The sequence below is a fragment of the Bacillus sp. JFL15 genome (assembly GCF_001184225.1).
Classification (GTDB): Bacteria; Bacillota; Bacilli; order Bacillales; family Bacillaceae; genus Bacillus; species Bacillus siamensis.
Map to the genome: position 1 here is coordinate 1,753,714 of NZ_KQ236689.1, position 21,565 is coordinate 1,775,278.

A 21,565-nucleotide genomic window follows, 5' to 3' on the forward strand; every position below is an offset into this window, starting at 1 on the left:
GAGGTCACACCCGTTCCCATGCCGAACACGGAAGTTAAGCTCTTCAGCGCCGATGGTAGTCGGGGGTTTCCCCCTGTGAGAGTAGGACGCCGCCAAGCGATCTTGACCCAGTTCATGATGAACTGGGTTTTTTATATGAAAGATGTATATATAAAAAGCTAATGCCTTTCCAAGGCATTAGCTTTTTTGTTTATATTGATTTTGTTTTACTGGTGTGATTTTGATGACTGTTTGATTTTATTGTTTCGAGCATTCTTAAACTGAACACAATCAGCAGCATAAGAAGCATCAGTGCAGTAAACAGCCAGAATGCGGTTTGGGCAGGATATTCATCTAAGCTCCAGCCGACGGCGATCGGAAGGAGTGAACCTCCTAATCCATTTGAAGCGAGCAGAATACTGGTGGTCGTTTCTGTCTTTCCGGGGTAAAAATGATTGGTGATGATCAGGGCAATTGCAAACATGCCGGCCATGAACAATCCTAAGAAGAAACAAAGGGCAAAACCAAACCATACGTCTTTACTTAAAGCTAGTACACCAAGTGCAGCCAGACCGCCAATATTTATGATCAAGAGATAACGGTGATAGGTCAGCTTTTCAGATACCGGGCCTGTTAATAACCTGCCGATAATCATCCCGGTCCAATACACTGTTACTGTTATCGTTGCTAAAGAGCTGGGGATATCCCATTTTTCAGCGAAAATGGAGGGGATAAAATGCACGATTGAAACTTCACTGCCGCCGTAAAAGAAGAAATAAGCAGCCGCCAGCGCGATAAACAGCACTCCGTGTGACCGATACCCGGAGCTTTTCTTTTTAGTATCATCAGAAGAGACCTCTTTGCGTATGAGAAGCTCATCAATACTGCCGAAACTCATTTGCTTCCATGCGATTAAAAGTGCAAAACTGGATAACCCTAATACTAAGAAAGCAATTGTCCACATGTGGCTGTTGATAAGAAAGCCTGAGAGCAGAGGCATGAACAGCGCCCCTAATCCGTAAGCCACTTCCATCTTGCTCATGGCCACGGCTTGTCTTTCTTTTATAGCTGTGAGGATGATTGTGCCTACACAGGATTCAACCAATCCCGCGCCAAGTCCTGCGAGGCTGACGAGAAGAAAGAGCAGCGGCCAGGGCGGCAGGAAGGTGATGAAAATTTCACAGCTGATGAGCGCCAGGCCAAGGATAACGGCGTTTTTGCGTCCGAGTTTTTTCACCATGTAAGGCATTCCGATGACACCTATGAGGAAGCCCATGAACTGAGAAAATACTAATACTCCTCCATTACTGTAGCTTTGTGAATAATGTGTGAGTAACTCAGGCAGTACGGCTCCAAGAATGACAAGTGTAAAAGCAATCGATCCATAAGAGAAACAGCTTATCCACAGCAGACGAGTTTTCATCATTTTATCTCCTTATTGGTAAAATAATTTTTCTCTCTACTTGCACGACATGTTGATTTTACAAAAAATCCAATTATTGTTACTATATCACATAACCTTTTCACGTACATCCCTTATGGTAACGTTAACAAATTGTTAACATTTTTTACAAGAAAGATCGTTGACATTATTTTCAATAATTAATACGATAAAAAGCGAGTTTCTAATAATTTCATAGGGGTGGTATTTGTGGGAACGAAGGAAATCACGAATCCAGACAGCTTGTATTACAGTGTTGACGATGTAGTCATGGAGCGCGGAGAAGGGATTTACCTGTACGACCAAGAGGGAAATGAGTATATTGATTGCGCCTCTGCCACATTTAACTTGAATTTAGGATACGGTAACAAAGAGGTCATTGATACGGTTAAAGATCAAGCCGACAAGCTGATCCATGTGACATCGTCCTTTCAAACAGATGCCGTAAATAAGCTAGCAGAAAAACTAGTAGAAATCGCCCCCGATAATCTCACAAAAGTACACCCTAAAGTCAGCAGCGGTTCCGGTGCAAATGAAGGAGCTATTAAAATGGCTCAGTATTACTCCGGAAAAACCGATGTCATCTCCTTATTTCGAAGCCACCTCGGACAAACGTATATGACTTCCGCTTTGTCCGGCAACTCATTCAGAAAAGAACCTTTCCCGCCGCAAATTTCTTTTGGCTTACAAGTTCCAGATCCCTATTGCAGCCGCTGTTTTTATAATCAGAAACCGGATTCGTGCGGTATGCTGTGCGTAGAAAGAATTAACGATTTTATTGAGTATGCGAGCAATGGAAAAATTGCCGCCATGATTATTGAGCCGATATCCGGAAATGGCGGAAACGTCGTCCCGCCTAAAGAGTATTTTAAACAGCTGAGAAAGCTTTGTGATGAACATGAAATCGCCCTGATCTTTGATGAAATTCAGACCGGGTTCGGACGGACGGGCAAAATGTTTGCCGCAGACCATTTCGATGTGAAACCTAACATGATGACGGTAGCAAAAGGGCTCGGAGGCACAGGCTTCCAAGTCGCCGCCACTCTGACGGAGGACAAGTACACCGGGCTTCCGGGGTATACGCATTCCTTCACGTACGGGTCAAATGTGATGGCCGCCGCTGCCGCTTGTAAAACCATAGATATCATGCAGCGTCCGGGATTTTTGGAGAACGTAACGACTGTCGGTCATTATATTATGGATTGCTTAGAAACGATGAAAGAGGATTTTGCTTTTATTTCTGAGGTAAGAGGCGTCGGTCTGATGATCGGTGTGGAAATTGTCAAAGAGAACAATGAACCGGATGTGGAATTGACCAATTATATTGCCAAACGGGCGATGGATTACGGGCTGATTCTCCGGACATCCCGTTACGGATTCGGAAATGTATTTAAAATCCGTCCGCCTTTAACCATTACACTTAGTGAAGCTGAGGTGCTCTGCTACAGACTTCGCAAGCTATTGGAGGAAATCAAGTGAGAAACTATATCATTGAGCTTGGACAATTTGTTTATCAAAAGGTGAAAAATCAAAAAGGCACACTGAAAAACCGGCTTGTTAACGGATATTCACCTGGAGGCGACGCGCAATTTAATATAGACGCCGCTGCTGAGGAGGCGGTGCTGGATTATATTCAAGAAAAGGGCCATCCGGTTGCTTTTTACACGGAGGATGGCGGCCTGAAGCTGATTGGAGAAGATCCGCAATATATTTTAATTGTAGATCCGATAGATGGGACGCGTCCGGCCGCCGCGGGGCTTGAAATGTCATGTATTTCGATTGCGCTTGCTTCATATAAGCCAAACGCAAAGATTAAGGATATCGAATTTGCTTTTTTGCTTGAATTGAAATCGGGTGCTTATATGTACGGTGATATTTACAGTGATGCCATTCAGTTTGAGGGGTATCAGGGAGAATTGCCGAATTTGAGCGGAGTGCAGGATATTAAGAATATGTTTTGGAGCCTTGAGTTTAACGGGCATCCGGCGCAGCTGATGACGGACGCATACGGTCATTTGATTGACCGGTCGGCCAATAACGGAGGAGTCTTTGTTTTCAACAGCGCTTCTTATTCGATTTCACGAATTATTACGGGGCAGATGGATGCTTATGTGGATATCGGAAATCGTCTGCTGAAAGATGATCCGAAACTTCTTTCAGATTTTCAGCAGGTCGGGAACGGACAGGTGCTGCACTTATTTCCTTATGATATCGCCGCAAGCGTCTTTTTGGCAAAGAAAGCGGGAGTCGTCATTACAGATGCGTACGGCCGGTCTTTGGACGAAACGCTTCTGACAGATTTAAGTTATCAGAATCAGCAATCGTGTATTGCGGCATCAACGAAGGAGCTTCATCAAACATTATTAGACCAAATCCGCTGGGGCAGAAAGGAAGAGAGATATGAAAGCGTTGGTCTGGACTCCTAATGATAAGCTTGAATATCAAGAGGTGGACGAGCCTCAAATTCGAAAATCCAATGATGTGAAGGTGAAAATTTTCGGCACCGGAATCTGCGGCACGGACTTAAATGTGCTGAAAGGAAAAATGAATGCGACCCATCATATGATTATGGGGCATGAATCCGTGGGAGCGGTCACGGAAGTCGGGCCGGACGTGACAAATGTAAAAGTCGGAGACCGCGTCGTGATAGATCCTACGCAGTTTTGCGGGAAATGCCATTATTGCCGGAGAGGGCTGACGTGTTATTGCGAAACCTTCGAGGAGTGGCAGCTCGGAATCGGGGCGCACGGGACGTTTGCGGAATATTACGTGGGGGAAGACAGGTTCATGTACAAAATTCCGGATTCAATGGAATGGGAGCGGGCCACATTGGTTGAACCTCTCTCCTGTGTGCTGAATGTTGTGGATAAGGCTTCGATTCAGCCGGAGGACTCGGTTTTGGTATTGGGATCCGGACCGATCGGACTGCTTGTGCAAATGATGGTAAAAAAACTGGCGCGATTGACGGTTGCGACTGAAATAGGCAGTTTCCGGAGCGAGGCGGCAAGCCGGATATCGGACTATGTCTACCATCCTGAAGCATTGACTGTAGATGAAGTGAAACGGATTAATCAAGGAAGAAAGTTTGATGTGATATTTGATGCGATCGGCAACCAGCTTGATTGGGCTTATCCTTTTATTGAAAAGGGAGGCAGAATTGTGCCGATGGGCTTTGATGATACGTATGAGATGACGGTCAGGCCGTACCAGCTGCTGTCAAACGGCGTGACGATTGTGGGCACAGGTGAAGCCCGGCAGATCATGGAAGCCGCGTTAGCATGCGCATCCGATCTCCCCCAGCTCTATGATTTCATTACTGAGAAGACAGAACTAAAGAATTATGAAGAAGCCATTGATCATCTCATGGGCATCGACCCGGTGACAAAAGAAAGAAAGGATATCAGTGCAATCAAAACCATTCTTGTGTCTGATCCGGAACTTTTATAAAAGCGGAAGCGGCTCCAGTGAGAGCCGTTTTCTTTTCTTATTTATACGGTCTTGCACATTTCTTTAAAGTTTAATATGATACTCTTTGTTAACCATTCCTTTCCTCAACGACATTATACTCTGAGCGTGTCCCCTTTTTCCCCGTAAGCTTGCCTCATATTCCCCAGATGAAAATCAATGTTTCCAACTGATAGGGTGCGGATTTTTATAGTAAAAAGGAGTCGTTATCATTTGAAAGATTATACGTTACAGCAGCAATGGTTCGGGAATGTCCGTAAAGACATTCTGGCCGGTATTCTGGTTGCTCTCGCTCTGATCCCTGAGGCGATCGGGTTTTCAATTATTGCAGGTGTCGATCCGATGGTCGGCCTTTATGCATCATTTTGTATCGCGATTATTATTTCTATCTTTGGCGGCAGACCGGGAATGATTTCAGCCGCTACGGGTTCAATGGCGGTTGTTATGGTGACATTGGTGGCCGATTACGGACTGCAGTATTTGTTTGCGGCAACCATTTTGACAGGTATTATTCAATTTATTCTTGGTGTCAGTAAGATAGCGAGATTGATGAAATTTATTCCGCGTTCGGTCATGATCGGATTTGTGAACGCCTTGGCGATCTTGATTTTTTCTGCGCAGCTCCCGCAGTTCAAAGGGGCTTCATGGGTCATGTATGCCATGCTTGCCGGATCACTGGCTATCATATATGTATTGCCGAAGATTACGACTGCCGTGCCGTCTCCGCTGGTGGCGATTATTGTCATGACGGTTATTGCGGTGGTTTTCCATGCGGACGTCCGCACAGTCGGTGATATGGGCGGAATTACAAGTTCACTTCCGCATTTTTTGATACCGGATGTTCCGTGGACGTTTGAGACATTGCGGATTATTTTCCCGTATTCACTGGCGCTTGCATTCGTCGGATTGCTTGAGTCATTGCTGACGGCCCAGATCATTGATGAAATGACGGATACGGATAGTGATAAGAACAAAGAAAGCCGCGGACAAGGCATCGCCAATATTGTGAACGGCTTTTTCGGAGGCATGGCCGGATGCGCCATGATCGGCCAGTCTGTCATTAATACGAAAGCCGGCGGACGGGGCCGGTTATCGGCTTTTACGGCCGGAGCGTTTTTAATGTTTTTAATTGCCGTATTAAGCGGCATCGTCGTGAAAATTCCAATGGCTGCGCTGGTGGCGGTGATGGTTATGGTGTCCATCGGCACGTTTGACTGGTCGTCGATTAAAGGTTTGCGGAAAGCGCCCCTCACTGATTCGATCGTTATGGTTATTACCGTCGTGACGGTCGTTCTGACCAATGATTTATCAAAGGGTGTTTTCGCGGGTGTGCTGCTAAGCACGATCTTTTTCACGGCTAAAATTTCTAAGCTGAAAATTGTGTCACATTCCGAACAGAATGATGTCAGAACATATAAGGTAACGGGACAGATCTTTTTTGCTTCCGTGTCTGAGCTGATGAATGCCATCGTTTATGATGAAGGTGTGAAGCGGATTGTCATTGATTTAACCGATGCCCATGTCTGGGATGATTCTGGAGCGGCGGCTCTTGAGAAGATTGTCGGCAAATGTAAAGAATACGGGATTGAAGCTGAATTAAAGGGATTAAATCAGAAAAGCCGAGATTTAATGAAACAAATGGCATAGGATTTGTGAAGTCCGGATGAATATATCCGGGCTTTTTTTCGGTTAAATTCGCCGGTGTGCATTGTTATAATGAATGAGACTTGAAAACCGTATATAGGGGACTTGCATATGATGTGGCTTCAGAAGTTGAACCAAGTGTTGGGGAGAATCATGCCGCTGTTGACTCCGTCAAGTGTGGCGGCGGGTGTGCTGTTATCTCAGCATATCAGCTGGATGGCCGGCGCTGTGCCGTGGATTTTTGCATTTATTACATTTACGGGCAGTCTGAGTGCCAATTTTCAATCGCTGAAGCGCAGTATTGAGCAGCCGCTCCCGATGATTATGGCATTGTTTGTTCTGCATATTTTCATGCCTGTTTTTGCATGGGGAAGCGGCCATCTGATATTCAGCGGTGACCCTTTAACCGTGACGGGGCTGATTATGGGTGTGGTAATCCCGACCGGAATTACGAGTTTGATTTGGGCTGCGATGTATAAGGGAAATGTCGGATTGACGCTGTCTATTATCCTTGTTGATACCGTGCTGTCTCCTTTTATCGTACCGTTAAGCCTTTCTGTCCTGGCCGGGGCGAATGTTCAGATGGATGTATGGGGAATGATGAAAGGGCTGGCGGAAATGGTGGTGATCCCGTCTATCGCAGGGATGATGGTCAACCAGTTCTCTCCGCCGGTAAGGACTCAGGCGATAAGCCGGTCACTGTCTCCATTTTCAAAAATCTGTCTGATGATTGTCATCGCCATTAACAGTTCGGAAATCGCGCCGTATGTCACGCACGTGGATATCAAGTTTGCGGGCATCGCGGCTATGGTATTTTTTATTGCCATGACGGGTTATGCCGTGGCTTGGCTGATCGGAAGGCTGATGAAGCGGAGCCGGGATGAAATTGTGTCTCTGATTTATACGGGAGGCATGCGTAATATCAGTGCGGGAGCTGTTCTTGCCGTTTCTTTTTTTCCGTCCCAAGTGGCGGTTCCGGTCGTCATCGGGATGCTTTTTCAGCAAATCCTTGCCGCTTTGTTCGGCTATTTGCTGAGACGTTTTGAACTTAAACCGGTCGTGATGAAGTATGAAAAAAACCGCTCAGCCACGTGAGCGGTTTTTTCCGTATAGCCAGCTTAGAGCTGAATTGAATTGTCTTTTGAACGCTTCTTGATGGTGCACGGCGCCCTCTTCGACTGTGAAAGAGAGCTGCGTTTGAGAAAAGCCTTTTTGCCTCAGGCTTTTGTACACGTCTTTATTTTGTCGGATCATGGTGTTTTGGATGTTACATTTTTGCTCTGCTTCACGGCTTCCGACAGACATGTAGATACGCTGCCGTGCCGGCTGCAAAGACGCGGAGCGGACAAAGTCAACCGATTTTTCATACCAAAAGGACCCGGAAATACAGCCGATTCTGCCGAATGTTTCAGGCTTCAGTAACATCGCATATATCGAGAACAGTCCTCCTAATGATGCGCCGATCAGTCCTCTTGTATCCGGATGGGCAGACATGGGATTCATACTTTCAATCGTTGGGATGATGACATTTGTCAGCTCCTCAAGAAAGAGGCTCCCTTTGCCGCCGAAATCAGGAAACGCAGGACTCAGAGAAGGCACAGGCCATGGCGTGTACTCATCGAGCCTGGTATCCGGTTTGATGCCGGCGAGAATCAATTCAGGGAGTTTTCCGTTTGCGAATTGGAGTTCAAGCTTATCCATCTGCTCTAAAAACAAATCGCCCCCATCAAGCACGTAGACACAGGGTAAAGCCCTCGTTTGAACCGGAGCGGAAGGAGGAAGGTATACCGTGCATTCCTTGCCGTTTATCCGGTGTTTTGTAAGTGTGCCTCTCAAGCATCCAACCCCTTTTTTTGCTTAAACAGAAGAAAAAAGAAATAAGGAACGCCGAGAATCGCAAGAATAATGCCCGCCGGCACCTCTGAAGGCTGAAAGAATAATTTGCCCGCAAAATCGGCGGAGATGACGAGCAGCATGCCGACCAGTCCGCTGACCGGTAATGAATATCTGTGTTCAATGCCGGCAAGCCTGCGTGAAATATGAGGCGCGATTAGTCCGACAAATGCCATGCTGCCCGCTGCGGTTACACATGCGCTGATCAAAGCGATGCAGGCAACGAGTAAAATGGTTTTTTCTTTATTGGTTGAGACTCCGAGGCTTTTCACCGTGTCCTCATCGAAACGAATGGTATCCAGCAAAGACGTTTTCGCCATCAGCAGAGGAATGAACACGATCAGCCACGGCAGTATAGCGGTAATGGTCATCCAGTTTGCCGACCAGATGCTGCCGTTCTTCCAGACCATCGCCATCTCATAATCCTGCGGGTCCATTTTTAATGAAAGAAATAAAGACAGTGCGCTGAATCCGGAATTCATGGCGATTCCCACAAGAATAATTCTTCCGGATTCTAAATGCCCCCGGTGCCAGGCGAAAATATAAATCAGCACGGCCGCCATTAATCCGCCGATGAGCCCAAAGACAGGCATGCCCATTGCGGAGGCAAGCGCCGTCGCTTCAGATTGCCCCTGAAACAGAAGCATAAACGTGACGATTCCCGCACCGGCTCCGGCATTGATGCCCAAAATGCCGGGATCGGCAAGCCCGTTCTTGGTAACGGCCTGAATAACGGCTCCGGCTATCCCCAATCCGAGTCCGATGGCAGCCGCCATGACAATACGCGGCAGCCTCAGCTGAAACAGCAAAATGTCATATTGAGGATTCGGATGGATGCGGAAAAGCGCACTGAGCAGTTCACCCGGTTTTGCTGAAAAAGACCCGCTGGTCATGCTGAAATAACTTACGAGCAGGATGAGAGCAATCAGAATGATATAGATTCCGGTCATTTTACGCACCACGCTGATCCCCTCCTTTTCTTTTAATCAAATAAAGAAAGAAAGGAACACCGATGATAGAAGTGACAACTTCAATAGGCGTCTCAAATGGATAATTGATCAATCGGCTGGCAAGGTCGCAAAGGGTCAGGAAGACGCCGCCGATGATGCACGCACAGGGAATCAGCCGGCTGTAGTCCGATCCGACGAGAAAACGGGTGATGTGCGGAACGACCAAACCGACAAAGGCAATTTTTCCGGCGAGCGCCACCGAGCTTCCGGTCAATATGACAACGGCCGCCATTGCCATGAGTTTGATGGTTCTTTTCTGCTGTCCCAGACTTTTTGAAATGTCGTCTCCTAATGATACGGCTGTGACCTTTTTGCTGAGAATCATGGCTGTGATGATTCCGAGTGCAAAAAACGGGACGGCCAGTTTCAAAAAATCAGGGTTCATTTGATGCAGTCTCGCACTGTACCAAAAACTGAGATCCTGCGAGATTTGAAAATAAATCGAAAGCGCAGCCGACAGACTGCTGAGAAGCATACTGGTCACCGTTCCGATAATGGCAAGCTGCACCGGGGTAAAACCGCCGGGAAGAATGGAGGCCAGCCCGAAAACAAGGGCAGCGCCGAATGCGGAACCGATAAACGAGTATATGATCATTTCAATGGATGTTGATTGAGGGAGCAATACCATGCAAAGGGTAATGATAAAAGCGGAGCCGTCCGACACACCCATGATCGAAGGCGAGGCCAGATAGTTCCGTGTGATTCCCTGCATGAGCGCCCCGGAAACAGCAAGGGCGGCGCCGATAAACATCGCGCCAACCGCCCTCGGGATTCTTGAATGCCATATGATCTGATGGTCGGTATTCTCCGGATTAAAGTGCAGCAATGCGGAGAACACGGTATGGAAGTCAAGCTGCTTCGCGCCGTATAAAACGGAAAGCAGCAGCGACAGAACAATGGCAATCGGTGAAGCGATGATAATAATGTGTGTCCGCCGTTTTGCATACATGTGAAAAACCTACTCTTTATTAGTCTTGAGTCAATTTGTCAGCCGCAACCTGTAAGAAGCGGATTTTACTCCAAGCGGTACCGCCTTGGGCTAATGGATCGATCGTATTGACGTATACATGGTCTTTTTTGACTGCCGTCAGGCTCTTCCAAATCGGATTTTTCTCTAAGTCCTTCAAAGCATCCGGCTTATCTGCGTTTTCATCATCAGAAAATTGTACGAATATATGGTCGGGGTTCATTTCGCTTAATTTTTCAAGAGAAATCAGCTCCTGCGCTTTCGCCGCTTTCACTTCGTCCGGCGCCTTCAGGCCTAAATCACCGTAAAGCGTAGAGTTGAAATAAACTTGTTCAGGGTAAATGTAAATATTGCCTTGTCTGATTCTGATGACCAGTGCGTTTGCCTGTTTTGCTTTGCTGTTCATCTTTGTTTTCGTCTTTTTCAGATCCTGATCGTAATCAGCAATGATTTTTTTTGCTTTTTCCTCTTTGCCTGTAAGCTGGGCAAGCAGCATCATGTTCTCTTTCCAGTTTGATGAGATATGAGAGACAGGAATGGTCTCAGCCGTGCCGCTCAATTTTTTTATCGTTTTTTCAGGGAACTTGGTTGATGCCAGAATGACGTCCGGCTGCAGTTCAAGAATTTTCTCTATATTCGGCTGCATTTTTTCACCTGTTGATACGGATTTATCTGTAATATCTTTAAACAGTTCCGGGAATTTGCCGGAGAATGATATCGCTCCTGCCGGATGGACGTCGAGCAATTTGGCGTCTTCCATTGATTCTACGCTGCCCGTAATGGCGATTTTGTCAGTCGGCGCTTTGACTTCGTATGTTTTTCCGAGATATTCGATTTTCTTTTTATTTGAAGAAGCGTCCTTACCTTTACTTGCTGTATCAGATGTTTCTGAGCTTCCGCAAGCCGCGGCCGTGAAAGCCAAAAGCAAAATCATGAAAGCGAATGCCAATTTCTTCATCTATTGTTCCTCCTGTTCAATTGATAACTATTATCAATTGGAATTATAGAGAATGAACAAAGATAAGACCATGGACAATTTCCGGTATTACCATGGACGATCTTCGGAAAAAAAGGAAATGCTTTGTTCAATCATCCGCTGATGCCCGCTTGGAGAATATTCAATCCACGGGTCAGATGAAACGGGAAACACACGTTTATTGCTGACGGCTCTAAGGTTCTGCCATATTTCAGACTGCTGAATGCGCTGAAAATAGCGAAGCGTTTCCGGTTCTTTGCAAGTGAAAAGCATGATGCAGTCAGCCTGGCAATCCGCCAGCATTTCCAATGAAATCTTTTCGTCGGGAGCAAAAGATTCCGGTTTTGCGGAGGTAAAGCCCAGATCACCGAAGAAGACATCCTCAATGCTGTTGTTATGGGCGATATACATATTTTCTTTATATACACGGACAAATAAGAAACGCTGATGCCGCACGTGTTCAAGAGCGTCTTTTGCTGAGTGTGCGAGATTTTGATAGGCTTCAAGCCAGTGCCGGGCTTCCTGTTCTTCATTCAAGTGTGCAGCTGCGTGAAGAAACTGATCTTTCCAATTGTCTTGAGTCGGAATGTAGAAAACTTCGGTGATGTCATTCAGACGCTGTTTTTCTTCTTCACTGACAGAATCCAGACTGAAAATGATGTCCGGCGCAGCTTGAGACAGCGTATGCAGGTTCTCTTCCCAATTTGCGTTATAGCGGTAAGCGCTGAGGTGCACGGGAATGTCTGAAGAGAATTGTTTATAGTAATAGGCCGTCCATTTCGGATGAAGCGTTGCAGCGTAAGGCACGTGATGCAGAGGAATCAAATGTCCCATCATTTCTTTCCCGTACGCGGCCATTTTTGTGCGCCTTTTTTTCATATAGCTTGTAGGTGAGCTGCCCGTACGTTTTTTAAAGATGCGGCTGAAATAAAATTCGTCTTGGTAGCCGATTTGATGAGCGATTTCCCGCAGTTTGCAGCTGGCCTTGGCCATCAGTTTTTTCGCATTGGTTATGCGGATGTCTGTGATATATTCTGTTACGCTTTGTCCATATAGTTTTTTAAAGGTTTCACTGTAATGCTTAGGACTGATTCCCGCCATTTGAGCAAGCTGGGTGAGTGTGATTTTTGTGTCGGATTGTGCATGTATGAATTGTTTTGTCTGTTCGATCGCCGCTTTCGTATTGTTTTGATGGCACACTTTTGCGGCATAAAGGTCGTACATCAGCTGCTGAAAGTCGGCTGTTGATTTCATTTTCTGCAATTCATCCGCCGATCGCGCGTTTTCGGAAAGTGACTGAAGCCGGCTTGTCAGGTGTTCAACCGTTTGCAAATTCATTTGCTGAAGTCCGCGGAAGATGTCTCCCCCGTTATCCGGAAGCATCGCTTTATCATCTGATGAATATGAGAAAATACGGAGTCTGACGATATACAAATGGATGCCGTCTGACGATGCAGGGTCAATATTGAATGTCTCATCACAAGGACAGATGTAGAGCGTCTCCTTCTGCAGCGGGAAGCTGTCTGTTCCGATATCAATTTGTCCCTCGCCTGTCACATGAAAGATCAGTACCGGGGAATCAGTGAGCTGATGCTCTGACAAAAGGTCTGCTGTTTTTTTTACGGAGATGATATCAATTGGCTGAAAGAATAATGTGTTTTTCATGAGAAACCACCTTTTAGGAAACATCATTTAAATGATAACTGTTATCATTTGAATTGTACCAAATAAATGAATGTTTTCCTATAAAAAGCGGAAATGTGAAATGCGTCAAAATGTTACACGTGTAACACGAATGTTGTCAGTATATGAGGTATTGCTTTCTTACAAGCTTGAATTGGTCAAGCCGGCGTTGATATGTGCTGGTGATGTCTTGAATGGAAGCGCCTTGTTCTATTTTTTTGCGTACCCAGCCGTTGCCGATCAGCTTGTCAAAAGCTCCTGTCGGCAGAAATGAGAAGTCATTCGGATATAAGTCATACATGGTTTTCAGAATGGAGAGCCCTGTTTTTGCCGCTTCAAAGGTGTTTCTGTTCGTTACGTAGACTTGTACGCCGTGGCATAGCTTGCCCTGGTGCTTGGAGAAGCTGGGGATAAATGAAGCGGCTCTGAAGGTGACGCCCGGAAGCTTGAGACTGTTAAGGCGTTCTTCGAGCTCGGTGCTTTTCATATAAGGTGCGCCGATAAGTTCAAACGGCTTTGTCGTGCCCCTTCCTTCGGATACGTTCGTGCCTTCGATTAGTCCTGTCGCCGAATAAGCGAATATGCTGTCCGGGGTCGGGATGTTAGGCGAAGGGAGGACGAACGGCAGACCGGTATCTTCAATGGTCATCGTCCGCTTCCAGCGCTTCATCTTTACGACGGTGAGGTCGGCGCCAATATGAAACTCTCTATTGAATAGGAGAGCAAGCTCGCCGATGGTCATGCCGTGTTTCAGCGGGATTGGATACAGTCCGACAAATGAAGCGTAGTCAGGCTCAAGAACCGGGCCGTCCGGATGTCGTCCGCCTTGCGGATTCGGCCGGTCCAAGACATAAAAAGGAATGCCTTTTTCTTTGGCCGCCTCCATGGCATAGGCCATTGTATAAATGTAAGTGTAGTATCGCATTCCGACATCCTGGATATCGAAAATCAGCACATCTGTATCTTTCAGCATGTCAGGCGTCGGTTTCCTCGTTTCTCCATACAGGCTGTAGACGGGAAGCCCTGTTTTTTCATCTATATAGGATGTGACTTTGTCTCCGGCCTGAGCGTCGCCGCGAACACCGTGCTCAGGTCCGAATAATGCCGTCAAATGCATGTCTTGTGCCTCGTAAAGCACGTCAACGCTGCTTTTTAATGTTGAGTTCACACCGGTCGGATTAGTGATCAGTCCGATTCTTTTTCCCTTCAGTTCTTGTTTATAATCTTTCAGCAGGCGGTCAATGCCTGTCTGGATGGTTGGTTTTTTGGCAGTGTGTGTGTTTCTGTCAGAAGCCGCCGAGACTGCCGTCATAGCACTGATGACGACAAGTCCGGCGAGAAGTGCAGCCGTATGTGTTTTCATGATCAGCCCTCCTGTTTAAAGCGGTTTTCCGGTCTTCAGATTGATACCGAAACCATATGGATAGAGTGTCGTCCCCGGATGGGTGACGGAAGGAATGGCAGCAGGCAGCCTGCCTTTCGGTTTTGTCTGCCCGAATATCGCTTCAATGCCTGCCGGAATGTTTGGCTGGAGAAATTGTCCGTCTGTATATCCTTTAAACCCGTAGACTGCGATAAGGGCGTCAGCTTCTTCAAAATTCGCGGCGTCGTAAGGATTCCGAAGACTCATCAGCACAAAGGGTTTTTGGTTCGACTGCGCAGCCTTCATGACGGCCCGCGGAAACGCGGTCGTCCATTTGCCGGGATCTGTGACGGAATCGTCAATGACGCCGTCGTTTACGACAGGATCATTTTTTACGACATATGAGCCTGTAATGACGTAATCAGCGTCTGATATCAGCTTTTTGTGTTCATCATGAAATGTGCGCTCGGCGAAGTTCATTTTACTGATGGTTACCGGCCGGATTTTTTTCTTCTTGATGAGCTGCCGAATGGTTTGTTCCATTGACGCTGTTTGATCTTCATAAGGAGCGGCAATGAGAACGCGGCTGTTCTTTTTCGGTTTGAATGGGAGCGTGCGGTTTTTGTTTTGTAAGACGGTGACGGATCTTTCCGCGATTTGTTTTTCAGCCTTCAGATGGTTTTTGCTGCCGACGGTTTTATGCGCTTGAGCAATCTTCTTTTTCAGACTTGTTTCTTTCGGAGCGGGATATATCCCTCGTTTTATTTTCAGGGAAATGATGCGCTCCACCGATTTGTTGATTTGCTGAAGAGGAATATCCCCTTTTTGAACCGCCTTTTTTAAAGCGGAATGAACTTGGGCAAAGCGGTTTTCTGTTTGCAGCGATGTCACTTGGGCCGGCATCAGGGCGATGTCGACTCCTGCTTTTATTGCCATGACGACCGCCTCTTCCTGGCCGAAATGATCGGCAATGGCTTTCATGTTTAATGCATCCGTTACGATGACGCCGTTAAACCCCATTTCCTCACGGAGAAGATGAGTCATCACTTTTTTCGAGAGTGTGGCGGGTACAAGAATGTCTGAACCGTCCAGCTTGCTTTTATAGGTTGTATCGTCAAAAGCGGGAAATTGCACATGGGCTGTCATGATCATATCGGCCCCGGCCTGAATGGCCTGACGGAACGGATACAGTTCGATCTGCCGCAGCCTTTCTTGACCGTGGGTGACAAGAGGAAGGCCGTAGTGGCTGTCGACATCCGTGTCGCCGTGTCCCGGGAAATGTTTGACGGCGGAAGCGACATCCTGTTTTTGCTGAGCCCTCATTGAGGCAAGGCCGAGTGCTGCTGTCAGATCACGGTCTGAACTGAATGACCTGACGCCGATGACCGGATTTCCGGGATTATTATTGATATCGAGAACGGGAGCGAAATTCGTATTAATGCCGAGTGCTTTCAATTCTTTCCCGATAATGGCACCGGTTTGGGACGCGTAGGCTGTTTTTCTTGCGGCCCCGAGTGCCATATTGCCTGGGAAATGAGTGCCCTCACCAAGTCTTGTGACGATGCCGCCCTCTTGATCAATGCTTAATAATAGCGGAATGTCAGGGCTTGCTTTTTGAAAGGCATCTGTCAGGCGGACTGTTTGTTCAGTGTTTTTTACATTTTCTGCAAATAAGATAACGCCGCCGAACCGGTACTTTTGAATAAGCCCTGCGACTTCGTCATTCATTTGAGTAAGAGCCTCAGGTGATGACTGCCCCTTTTTTTGCCAATTGCGAAAGTCAGGCATGAGCATCTGCCCTAATTTCTCATCTAATGTCATGCGGGATACCGTTTGTTCCGCCTGTGACGGGATATCCGGTTTTGTCGATGCATGATGCGTGCCGAAAACAATAAACAACAGTAATACAGCTGAGATGACAAGTTTCATAATGGCGCCCTCCTGCCGTCATAGTTTGGACAAAAGACATAGGTTGTCATTCAATGGCTTCGTAAATCGCTTTTACGACGCTGCCGTAGCTTCCGGTCGGGAAAAGGTCCCCTTCAAAAACATTCGGATTTTCACCGGGGCTGACGACGGGTGAATGCTTTTTGTTGGTCAAAAGCGTGATCCCGAGATGATAAGCGGGGTCAATGATCGTGACGGTGCCGGTCCATCCGGTATGGCCGTAAGCCTGCCTGCTTGCATAAGGGCCGAACATCCACTCCATATCAGGGCTGCCGTTTTTCCGCCAGCCGAGAGCGAAAGTCGGGTCAGAGGATGACGCCGTTGTGAACAGATCGGCCGTTTGCCGAGTGAAGAGAGAAACATGTTTGTAACTGCCGCCGTTCAGCATGACTTGAAGAAGGACGGCCATGTCATCAGCTCTTGAAAACAGTCCTGCATGGCCGGACACCCCTCCCATTGAGTAAAATGCTTTTTCGTCATGAACCTCCCCTTGCAGCGTATACGTCCTGATATGAGGAAAATGGATAACCCCGTCACGCGTGTTGCCTAAACGTTCAGTAGCTGCGAATGCTTTTTCTTTGAAGCCTTTTTGCAGCGGGTTAAACAGTGTGTGCGTCAGTTTCAGCGGTTTGTACAGTTCTTGTTCCGCATAGGCATCAAGGGTTTTTCCGGTTATGTTTTCAATAATGCAGCCGAGCAGCATGTAACCGATATCGCTGTATACGTGTTTTGTGCCCGGTTTGTATTCAAGCGGGATCTGGGTGAGAAAACGGATCGTTTTGTCCCGTTCTTGTGAATAAAAAGGGCCTGCGGTGTCCGGCTTATAAAAATAAAAGCTTGCCGGCAGACCGGATTGATGCTGCAGCACATCAATGACGCGTATGCGGTCTTTTCCTTGAATCGGATCGCTTTTCCTGTCTTTGAAATCGGGAAGGTAAGCCGAAACTTTTTGATACACATCCAGCTTTCCCTGGCTGACGAGGCGCTGTAATGCAAAATTCGCCGCATACATTTTTGTGTTGGAAGCTAAATCAAACATGGTTGACGTTTTCATTTTTTTCGGACGGGATAAAAGGCTGTTTCCGTCATATTTTTTGCTGTAGCCGTATGCTTTCTTTTTGATCACCCGTCCGTCCTTTACGACGACGAGGACGGCTCCCGGGAATCCTGCTGCGATGTCTTTTTCAATCATTTGATCAACCTTTCTGAGCTTTGCTGTGTCGTATAATTTGGATTGGGCTCCGGCTTTGTGCTGCGGCAGAAAAGAGAGGCTGATGACCATGGTGAGTACGGCGGCTGCCAGTGTTTTCATATTCTGTTCCCTCCCGGCTTATTCAAATTCAGCAGCCATGTCATCCTTAAACCCGAAAGCATAGGTGAAGACAAAGCCCGCCGCATAAGAGATGAAGAGACCGATGATATACAAAACGATTTGAGCCGGCTGTACGAGAAAAGAGAGCGGAAGGCCGGAGACACCGATTGAAAAAGTCGCAACTTGAAAATGGGCTTGAAAGGCGCCGCCGATACCCGCCCCTAAACACGCTGTTAAAAACGGCCGGCCGAGCGGGAGTGTGACGCCAAAGATGAGCGGCTCCCCGATTCCTAGCAGACCGGATGGAAGTGCGCCGCCGATCGCTCTTTTCAATGAGGCTTTTTTTGTTTTCATAAAGATGGCGAAGGCCGCGCCTACTTGACCTGCGCCTCCCATTGCGAGAATCGGCAGAAGCGGGTCATCCCCGATGGATCGGATGAGTTCCAAATGCACGGGAGTCAAGCCTTGATGCAGGCCGGTGATAACAAGCGGCAGGAAGGCGGCTCCTAATACAAATCCCGACAGCACTCCCCCGATATTCAGCAGCGACAATAAACCTGATGTAATCAAATCAGAAATAAAACCGCCTGCAGGGATGAAGATGACATATGTCACCAGTCCTGTGATGAGCAAAGACAAAGTAGGCGTGACGATAATGTCGATGGATTGATGGACGTATTTTCTGATAAACCGTTCCGTATAAGCGATAAAAATCGCAGCGAAAAGAACGCCGATTAAACCTCCCCTGCCCGGGAGCAGATTCTCTCCGAACAAACTGATATTGGCGATCTCCGGGTTTAAGATCAATATGCCTGCAAGGCCGCCCATCGCGGGTGTTCCGCCGAATTCCTTTGCCGCATTGATGCCGACAAGGACGCCGAGGTAAGCGAATAAGCCTGAACCGATAACCGTTAAAATAAGTGCGATTTGAGATTCTTTCGGGAGCCAGCCGGCCTGAATGACGGCTTTCGTCATGCCGGTGATTAAACCTGATGCAATGAGTGCGGGAATAAGAGGAATGAAGATGCTTGATATTTTTCTCAAAAGCAGTTTGATGGGTGTTGTATTTTTTCTGTTAAGATCGGCTTTTTTCCGTGAGGCGGCTTCTTTTAAATCAATGTTTTTTCCGGGTGACACCAGTTTTGCGAAAGCGTCGGCGACATGATTGACGACACCCGTGCCGAGGATGATCTGCAGTGTTTCGGCTTCGACGACGCCTATTACTCCGTCAAGACGTTTCAGCGCTTCAATATCCGTTTTGTCCTGATCTAAAGGCGTAATTCTCAGGCGTGTCATACAGTGGGTAAAGCCCGAAATATTCGATGAACCGCCGCAGTTGTCCAGAATATCTTTGGCCAGCGACTGATAAAATGCCTCTTTGCTCATGAAGACCCTCCTCTTTCCGTACCATTTTTCCCGCGGAGCTGTGCCTGAAACGCATCCTGAAAGCGCCTGCGCCGATCATGAAAACGGCGCGGCTGGTAAAAGGCACATGATGATCAGTAACGGAGCCAAAAGAATGATCAGCGATTTTTTTCGCTTGAAACATGCTGTTCTATGGCTTTATCAATGAAGCCGTCTGATTCTTCGAGCAGTGCTTTCGCGTGTGTTTCGTCCGAATTCGTCTTCAGCATGACGATTGCCGTTTTGACATGGCTGCCTGCGGCCTCAAGGGTCTCTTTTGCTTTATCGTACGGAACGCCCGTAATGCTTTGGATAATGCCGATTGCCCGTTCTTTCAATTTTTCGTTGCTGACATGAACGTCCACCATTAAATTTTCGTACACTTTGCCGCTTTTGATCATCACGGCCGTGGAAATCATGTTCAGAATCATTTTATGTGCTGTTGCGGCTTTCATTCGTGTTGACCCTGTAATCACTTCGGGGCCGACGACGACTTCAATGCTGTGATCGGCAAAGGTGCTGATCAATGAGTGCTTATTGCATGTGAGCGCGACGGTTTTGGCGCCGATTGTTTTTGCGTATTTCAGCACACCGGCCGCATACGGTGTGCGCCCGCTTGCGGCGATGGCGATCACGGTGTCTTCAGCGGTAAGGCCGATCGTTTTGAGATCGAGAGCGCCGGTTTCCTCGCTGTCTTCTATACCTTCAGCCGCTTGCAAAAAGGCGTCCGCCCCTCCGGCCATCAGACCGATGACGGTGCCGGGACTTACGCTGTATGTAGGCGGGCATTCAACCGCATCAAGTACACCAAGCCTGCCGCTTGTGCCCGCTCCCGCATAAATCAGCCTGCCGTTTCGCCGCAAAGACTGATGGGCAAATTGAACGGCAATTTCAATATCAGGCAGCACCTGCTGAACGGCGTCCGCCACTTTGAAGTCCTCTTGGTTAATGATGCGGAGGATTTCCAACGTGTCTGCTTGATGGATTGAAGCGGTCTGCGGATTTCTTGTTTCTGTGGTCAATCTGTGAATGTTAAGCCGGTCTGTCATGAATGTACCCTCCCAAGTCGTTATTACTTGAAGTATATGGGCTTATGAATATATGTTTCAAGAAAAAAATCAAACGCTTTCACAAAAAAAGATGCAGAATGTGCTGTTCGCCGATGGGGCCGATCCTGCGACGCCCTTTATCAATAAAACCGGAAGACTGGTACAGGTTCTTTGCGCGATGATTGCGATGGTTCACTGCAAGCACGATTTCGTCACACCAAGGAAAATAACTTGCGGCAAAAGCGGGGAGCTGCAGCATCGCTTGTTTGGCATAACCTTTTCCTTGCTGCCGCGCATCTATGGACAGTGCGCTCAGTAAAATGGCAGACACGCTGTTCGAATATGGAGCTATGGTTTCCTTTGAGGTATGTAAAATGAAAAAACCGACGGGGGTGTCTTCTTTTAAAACGACTGTAGGATAGCGCTCCCGGATGACAAGAGCCTGCGGCAGTACATCCTTCGGGAGCGCTGTGAACATTTTATCTTCTTCACTGAGTACAAACCCGTTCAGGCCGTCTGCATGCTCCGGTTTATAAAAGGATAGGGCTGCAACCATGATATCTACTCTCCTTTTTATAGTTGATCCAGTTCATTTTCTGATAACACGCGGCAGCCTGCCCGTTTTAATAGAGCGGAAGTGATGCCGTCCCCGATTATCTTTTTCCCGGAGAAAGTGCCGTCATAGATGAAGCTGCTGCCGCAGGACGGACTGTTTTCTTTAAGGATGACCGTTGCGGCGCCTATTTCTTTTGCGTATGCTAACGTTTTTTCCGCGCCGTCTATATATAAAGATGTAACGTCTTCACCTGATGCTGTTACGATTCTTGCTGTTCCGTTCAGCACGTCTTCGCCCGTGCCGCCGATGATTTCCGCCGGTTCGCGGGGAGTGGTGAAGCCGCCCAAAAGTTCGGGGCAGACCATAACAGCTTTCTTTTCCTCTACGAGTCTGCGGATTTTTTCCGAAGCGGCGTGAGAGCCGTTATACCTGCATTCGATACCGCCGAGACAAGAGCTGACTAAGATCATCTGTGTCCATTCCCTTCAATATTTTGATACTTTCATCTTAAATGAAATAAGAGAGAAGGGACGAGTTTTTCAGTTAAAAAACGGGTAAAAAAGTTTGAAAATAAAAAAAATAAATTTTCTCTTTACAAAAGGGGTATAACCTGTATATAATAACTTTTGTCAGCTCGACGCGGACACAACGGCCCGTTGGTCAAGCGGTTAAGACACCGCCCTTTCACGGCGGTAACACGGGTTCGAATCCCGTACGGGTCATATGGAGGATTAGCTCAGCTGGGAGAGCATCTGCCTTACAAGCAGAGGGTCGGCGGTTCGAGCCCGTCATCCTCCACCATATTTGCCGGCCTAGCTCAATTGGTAGAGCAACTGACTTGTAATCAGTAGGTTGGGGGTTCAAGTCCTGTCCTCT

Annotated in this window: 18 protein-coding genes, 3 tRNA genes and 1 rRNA gene (1 of these 22 cut by a window edge); 9 read left to right on the forward strand and 13 right to left on the reverse strand. The window is 47.3% G+C overall.

Features of this window, described 5'->3' with window-relative positions; all coding sequences use genetic code 11:
* Window positions 1-98, forward strand: a 5S ribosomal RNA gene (gene rrf / locus AD710_RS08880); it begins 18 nt to the left of the window's first position.
* A gap of 92 nt (window positions 99-190) precedes the next feature.
* On the opposite strand, the gene AD710_RS08885 is transcribed toward rrf, so the two are convergent.
* Entirely contained in the window at window positions 191-1,402 is a 1,212-nt protein-coding gene (locus AD710_RS08885) for an MFS transporter (protein WP_197083931.1), read from the reverse strand.
* A gap of 228 nt (window positions 1,403-1,630) precedes the next feature.
* Between AD710_RS08885 and AD710_RS08890 the strand changes: the two genes are divergently transcribed.
* From AD710_RS08890 to AD710_RS08910, 5 genes are all read left to right on the forward strand, one after another.
* Window positions 1,631-2,899, forward strand: a complete 1,269-nt coding sequence (locus AD710_RS08890) for an aspartate aminotransferase family protein (RefSeq protein ID WP_016936939.1) — start codon at window positions 1,631-1,633, stop codon at window positions 2,897-2,899.
* Window positions 2,896-3,846, forward strand: coding sequence for an inositol monophosphatase family protein (locus AD710_RS08895; RefSeq protein ID WP_049627790.1), 951 nt, complete (start codon window positions 2,896-2,898; stop codon window positions 3,844-3,846). Before AD710_RS08890 ends, AD710_RS08895 begins: the two co-directional genes overlap by 4 nt.
* Window positions 3,821-4,867, forward strand: coding sequence for a zinc-dependent alcohol dehydrogenase (locus AD710_RS08900; protein ID WP_016936937.1), 1,047 nt, complete (start codon window positions 3,821-3,823; stop codon window positions 4,865-4,867). The genes AD710_RS08895 and AD710_RS08900 overlap by 26 nt, the downstream gene beginning before the upstream one ends.
* Before the next feature lie 231 nt (window positions 4,868-5,098).
* The gene (locus tag AD710_RS08905; protein ID WP_049627791.1) at window positions 5,099-6,532 is read left to right on the forward strand and encodes a SulP family inorganic anion transporter; all 1,434 of its coding nucleotides are present in this window, start codon (window positions 5,099-5,101) and stop codon (window positions 6,530-6,532) included.
* A 150-nt stretch (window positions 6,533-6,682) separates the two neighbouring features.
* A complete protein-coding gene (locus tag AD710_RS08910) occupies window positions 6,683-7,624 on the forward strand; it encodes a bile acid:sodium symporter family protein (RefSeq protein WP_099743946.1) in 942 nt (313 codons plus the stop codon).
* On the opposite strand, the gene AD710_RS08915 is transcribed toward AD710_RS08910, so the two are convergent.
* The 12 genes from AD710_RS08915 to AD710_RS08970 form a co-directional block, all read right to left on the reverse strand.
* The gene (locus AD710_RS08915) at window positions 7,613-8,365 is read right to left on the reverse strand and encodes an alpha/beta hydrolase (protein ID WP_049627792.1); all 753 of its coding nucleotides are present in this window, start codon (window positions 8,363-8,365) and stop codon (window positions 7,613-7,615) included. The two genes, AD710_RS08910 and AD710_RS08915, sit on opposite strands and share 12 nt — an antisense overlap.
* A complete protein-coding gene (gene feuC / locus AD710_RS08920; protein ID WP_049628791.1) occupies window positions 8,362-9,372 on the reverse strand; it encodes an iron ABC transporter permease FeuC in 1,011 nt (336 codons plus the stop codon). Before feuC ends, AD710_RS08915 begins: the two co-directional genes overlap by 4 nt.
* 1 nt (window position 9,373) lies before the next feature.
* Window positions 9,374-10,381 carry a FecCD family ABC transporter permease gene (locus AD710_RS08925; protein ID WP_016936932.1) on the reverse strand — a complete coding sequence of 336 codons (1,008 nt, stop codon included), beginning with the start codon at window positions 10,379-10,381 and terminating at the stop codon, window positions 9,374-9,376.
* A 19-nt stretch (window positions 10,382-10,400) separates the two neighbouring features.
* The gene (locus AD710_RS08930) at window positions 10,401-11,357 is read right to left on the reverse strand and encodes an iron-hydroxamate ABC transporter substrate-binding protein (protein WP_049627793.1); all 957 of its coding nucleotides are present in this window, start codon (window positions 11,355-11,357) and stop codon (window positions 10,401-10,403) included.
* A gap of 87 nt (window positions 11,358-11,444) precedes the next feature.
* Window positions 11,445-13,040 carry a bacillibactin transport transcriptional regulator Btr gene (btr, locus tag AD710_RS08935; protein WP_049627794.1) on the reverse strand — a complete coding sequence of 532 codons (1,596 nt, stop codon included), beginning with the start codon at window positions 13,038-13,040 and terminating at the stop codon, window positions 11,445-11,447.
* A 136-nt stretch (window positions 13,041-13,176) separates the two neighbouring features.
* Complete coding sequence (locus AD710_RS08940; RefSeq protein ID WP_049627795.1) at window positions 13,177-14,421, reverse strand: exo-beta-N-acetylmuramidase NamZ family protein; 1,245 nt, start codon at window positions 14,419-14,421, stop codon at window positions 13,177-13,179.
* A 15-nt stretch (window positions 14,422-14,436) separates the two neighbouring features.
* Window positions 14,437-16,350, reverse strand: coding sequence for a glycoside hydrolase family 3 protein (locus AD710_RS08945; protein WP_049627796.1), 1,914 nt, complete (start codon window positions 16,348-16,350; stop codon window positions 14,437-14,439).
* Between the two features lie 46 nt (window positions 16,351-16,396).
* Window positions 16,397-17,680: a penicillin binding protein PBP4B gene (pbp4b, locus tag AD710_RS08950; RefSeq protein ID WP_049627797.1), complete on the reverse strand. Its 1,284-nt coding sequence runs from the start codon at window positions 17,678-17,680 to the stop codon at window positions 16,397-16,399.
* Between the two features lie 18 nt (window positions 17,681-17,698).
* Complete coding sequence (locus AD710_RS08955; RefSeq protein ID WP_049627798.1) at window positions 17,699-19,066, reverse strand: PTS transporter subunit EIIC; 1,368 nt, start codon at window positions 19,064-19,066, stop codon at window positions 17,699-17,701.
* A 137-nt stretch (window positions 19,067-19,203) separates the two neighbouring features.
* Window positions 19,204-20,133, reverse strand: a complete 930-nt coding sequence (gene murQ / locus AD710_RS08960; protein ID WP_049627799.1) for an N-acetylmuramic acid 6-phosphate etherase — start codon at window positions 20,131-20,133, stop codon at window positions 19,204-19,206.
* Between the two features lie 79 nt (window positions 20,134-20,212).
* Window positions 20,213-20,689: a GNAT family N-acetyltransferase gene (locus AD710_RS08965; RefSeq protein WP_049627800.1), complete on the reverse strand. Its 477-nt coding sequence runs from the start codon at window positions 20,687-20,689 to the stop codon at window positions 20,213-20,215.
* Between the two features lie 17 nt (window positions 20,690-20,706).
* Entirely contained in the window at window positions 20,707-21,159 is a 453-nt protein-coding gene (locus tag AD710_RS08970) for a 2-thiouracil desulfurase family protein (RefSeq protein WP_045926346.1), read from the reverse strand.
* Window positions 21,160-21,339: 180 nt separating this feature from the next.
* Here AD710_RS08970 and AD710_RS08975 point away from each other — a divergent pair.
* The 3 genes from AD710_RS08975 (at window position 21,340) to AD710_RS08985 (ending at window position 21,562) form a co-directional block, all read left to right on the forward strand.
* Window positions 21,340-21,411 (forward strand) — tRNA-Glu (locus AD710_RS08975).
* A gap of 3 nt (window positions 21,412-21,414) precedes the next feature.
* Window positions 21,415-21,490: transfer RNA gene (locus AD710_RS08980), tRNA-Val, on the forward strand.
* Between the two features lie 13 nt (window positions 21,491-21,503).
* A tRNA-Thr gene (locus AD710_RS08985) sits at window positions 21,504-21,562 on the forward strand.
* The last annotated feature ends 3 nt before the right edge of the window (window positions 21,563-21,565 follow it).

Excerpts from the sequence above, each read along its gene's own strand:
- btr (WP_049627794.1), bottom strand. The coding sequence starts at position 13,040 with ATGAAAAACACATTATTCTTTCAGCCAATTGATATCATCTCCGTAAAA.
- AD710_RS08930 (WP_049627793.1), bottom strand. The coding sequence starts at position 11,357 with ATGAAGAAATTGGCATTCGCTTTCATGATTTTGCTTTTGGCTTTCACG.
- AD710_RS08965 (WP_049627800.1), bottom strand. The coding sequence starts at position 20,689 with ATGGTTGCAGCCCTATCCTTTTATAAACCGGAGCATGCAGACGGCCTG.
- feuC (WP_049628791.1), bottom strand. The coding sequence starts at position 9,372 with ATGACCGGAATCTATATCATTCTGATTGCTCTCATCCTGCTCGTAAGT.
- murQ (WP_049627799.1), bottom strand. The coding sequence starts at position 20,133 with ATGACAGACCGGCTTAACATTCACAGATTGACCACAGAAACAAGAAAT.
- AD710_RS08885 (WP_197083931.1), bottom strand. The coding sequence starts at position 1,402 with ATGAAAACTCGTCTGCTGTGGATAAGCTGTTTCTCTTATGGATCGATT.
- pbp4b (WP_049627797.1), bottom strand. The coding sequence starts at position 17,680 with ATGAAAACACTGGCAGCCGCCGTACTCACCATGGTCATCAGCCTCTCT.
- AD710_RS08900 (WP_016936937.1), top strand. The coding sequence starts at position 3,821 with ATGAAAGCGTTGGTCTGGACTCCTAATGATAAGCTTGAATATCAAGAG.
- AD710_RS08970 (WP_045926346.1), bottom strand. The coding sequence starts at position 21,159 with ATGATCTTAGTCAGCTCTTGTCTCGGCGGTATCGAATGCAGGTATAAC.
- AD710_RS08940 (WP_049627795.1), bottom strand. The coding sequence starts at position 14,421 with ATGAAAACACATACGGCTGCACTTCTCGCCGGACTTGTCGTCATCAGT.
- AD710_RS08945 (WP_049627796.1), bottom strand. The coding sequence starts at position 16,350 with ATGAAACTTGTCATCTCAGCTGTATTACTGTTGTTTATTGTTTTCGGC.
- AD710_RS08910 (WP_099743946.1), top strand. The coding sequence starts at position 6,683 with ATGCCGCTGTTGACTCCGTCAAGTGTGGCGGCGGGTGTGCTGTTATCT.
- AD710_RS08955 (WP_049627798.1), bottom strand. The coding sequence starts at position 19,066 with ATGAGCAAAGAGGCATTTTATCAGTCGCTGGCCAAAGATATTCTGGAC.
- AD710_RS08925 (WP_016936932.1), bottom strand. The coding sequence starts at position 10,381 with ATGTATGCAAAACGGCGGACACACATTATTATCATCGCTTCACCGATT.